This is a genomic window from Pseudomonas sp. D47 (genome assembly GCF_045447305.1).
Lineage (GTDB): Bacteria > Pseudomonadota > Gammaproteobacteria > Pseudomonadales > Pseudomonadaceae > Aquipseudomonas.
This window is the reverse complement of the sequence record NZ_JBJGXU010000140.1, coordinates 1-2,269: the sequence shown is the minus strand read 5'-3', so window position 1 is coordinate 2,269 and position 2,269 is coordinate 1. Positions and strand designations below refer to the sequence as shown.

Annotated in this window: 1 protein-coding gene and 1 pseudogene; one reads left to right on the top strand and one right to left on the bottom strand. The window is 54.8% G+C overall.

The features are described 5' to 3' along the window. Window positions 1-148: 148 nt before the first annotated feature. Window positions 149-1,681 carry an IS66 family transposase gene (gene tnpC / locus ACI77I_RS31870; RefSeq protein WP_407000162.1) on the top strand — a complete coding sequence of 511 codons (1,533 nt, stop codon included), beginning with the start codon at window positions 149-151 and terminating at the stop codon, window positions 1,679-1,681. A gap of 42 nt (window positions 1,682-1,723) precedes the next feature. Here the strand turns inward: tnpC and ACI77I_RS31865 are convergent. Beyond that, window positions 1,724-1,954 (bottom strand): annotated as a pseudogene (locus tag ACI77I_RS31865) (transposase); the annotation flags it as partial. Window positions 1,955-2,269: the final 315 nt, after the last annotated feature.

Here is a 2,269-nt window from a genome sequence, read left to right as displayed (position 1 = left end):
CAAAACATCGCCCGATGTCAGCGACGAGGCAATTGTCCTCACGGTGCAGGAACTCAACTGGATGCTCGACGGTTTTGATCTCTGGCGCAACCGACCTCATCAGGTTTTGACGCCGCGATTCGTGGCCTGATTCGGTATGATCCGGGGCATGATTTCCATGCCCAAAGACCTTCCTGACGATCCTGTTTTGCTCAAGCAACTGCTTGAGCAAATGCTGCGTGAGCGCAAGTCTGATAAGGGCAAGATCGTTCACCTCGAAGAAGAAAATGCACTCCTGCGCCAGCGCTTGTTTGGGCGAAAGTCCGAGCAGGCAGCCGATGCTGCCACGCCGCAGTTGGCCCTTTTCAACGAAGCGGAAAGCATCGCTGCGCCTGTCAGCGAAGAGTCTGAGGAAGAGGTGGTCACGCCCATCAAACGGCGTGGCAAACGCAAGCTGCTCCCTGCCGAATTGCCACGAATAGAAGTCATCCACGAACTTCCCGAACATCAGCTGACGTGCGTTTGCGGCTGCCGCAAACACGCGATTGGCGAGGAAGTCAGCGAGCAACTTGAAATCGTGCCGATGCAGATCCGCGTGATCAAGCATGTTCGCAAAGTGTACGGTTGCCGCGACTGCGAAACAGCACCGGTCACTGCGGGCAAGCCGGCTCAGTTGATTGAAAAGAGCATGGCCAGTCCCAGTGTTCTGGCCATGCTTTTGACGACCAAGTATGTGGACGGTTTGCCGCTTCACCGTTTTGAAAAGGTACTGGGCCGCCACGGCATCGATATCCCACGCCAGACCTTGGCTCGCTGGGTAATACAGTGCGGCGAGCACTTCCAGCCGTTGCTGAATTTAATGCGCGATGGCCTGTTGGGCAGCCGCGTAATCCACTGCGATGAAACTCGTGTGCAGGTTTTGAAAGAGCCTGACCGAGAGCCGAGCAGCCAGTCCTGGATGTGGGTGCAAACCGGCGGCCCACCCGATAAGCCTGTAATCCTTTTTGACTACACCACTAGCCGAGCGCAGGAGGTGCCGTCGCGCCTGCTCGAAGGTTATCGCGGCTACCTCATGACAGACGATTACCCGGGTTACAACGCGCTCGGCGCGCAAGCCGGTGTCGAGCGTTTAGGATGCTGGACGCATGCACGTCGCAAGTTTGTTGAAGCACAAAAAGTGCAGCCCAAAGGCAAGACGGGACGCGCCGATATCGCGCTAAATCTGATCAGCAAGTTGTACGGAATCGAGACTGCTTATAAAGAGAAGAGTGATGAGTTACGCAAAAAATCTCGTCAGGACTTGAGCTGCCACGTAATGGAGCAGCTCAGAGAGTGGTTGCGCAAAACACTGCCCTATGTGACGACACAGACTGCACTTGGCAAAGCAGTGACTTACCTGGCAAATAACTGGGAAAAGCTTAAACGGTACGTCGAGGAGGGCTACCTGCCTATCGATAACAACGCTGCTGAACGAGCCATCCGCCCGTTCGTGATTGGAAGAAAGAACTGGTTGTTCAGCGATACGCCCAAAGGCGCGAAGGCTAGCGCTCAACTTTACAGCCTGGTCGAGACCGCCAAGGCCAATGGCCACGAACCCTATGCGTGGCTACTCCACGCACTTGAGCGCCTACCAATGGCGATTTCGGTTGAGGACTACGAAGCCCTGCTGCCGTGGAACTGCTCGCCGGCATCGCCTAGGTGAGCCCGCTACCCACTGAGGTGGGTGGGGTTTATGGAGCGCTTACTCCATGGCTGGGTCGCTCAACGAGAACCAGTTCTGCAGCAGGTGAATGCGCAGCATGGTTTCCAGTGGATACGGCTTGCGGCCACCGCCCGCCTTTGGGTAATGCGGCTCGATCAATGCCACCAAACCGCTCCACGGCACCACCTGTTCCATCTCGGCCAGGAAACGCTCGCGACGGGTTTGCTTACGCTTACCGGCGTATTCGAAATCGGAAAAGCTCATCTGACTCATGGGATGGCGGGCTTGTAGAGGGCAGTTGGACGGAGGGCTATTTCAGCACAGGTCAGATGGCCTGTGCTGACTTGATCGGAGAATCCCTAGTGTCCTGCATGGTTAATTCATTTACCTATTTAAATGGCTTCGTTCAATGAATCCTGGACTTTTAGATTAACGAACTACCCTATCAGGACACTAGGTCTCATCAGTACAGGGTGATAAAAGCCGATAAAATCAAATGTTACATCTATCAGACAGGAATAAAATGCTGCCTTACTGTAGAGGAGCGTACATCGTTGACTTGGCTATCCGGGATGCGTCGGGAATGAT

Bases quoted from the DNA above. Each gene is read 5' to 3' on its own strand.
- tnpC (WP_407000162.1), top strand. From the start codon at position 149: ATGATTTCCATGCCCAAAGACCTTCCTGACGATCCTGTTTTGCTCAAG.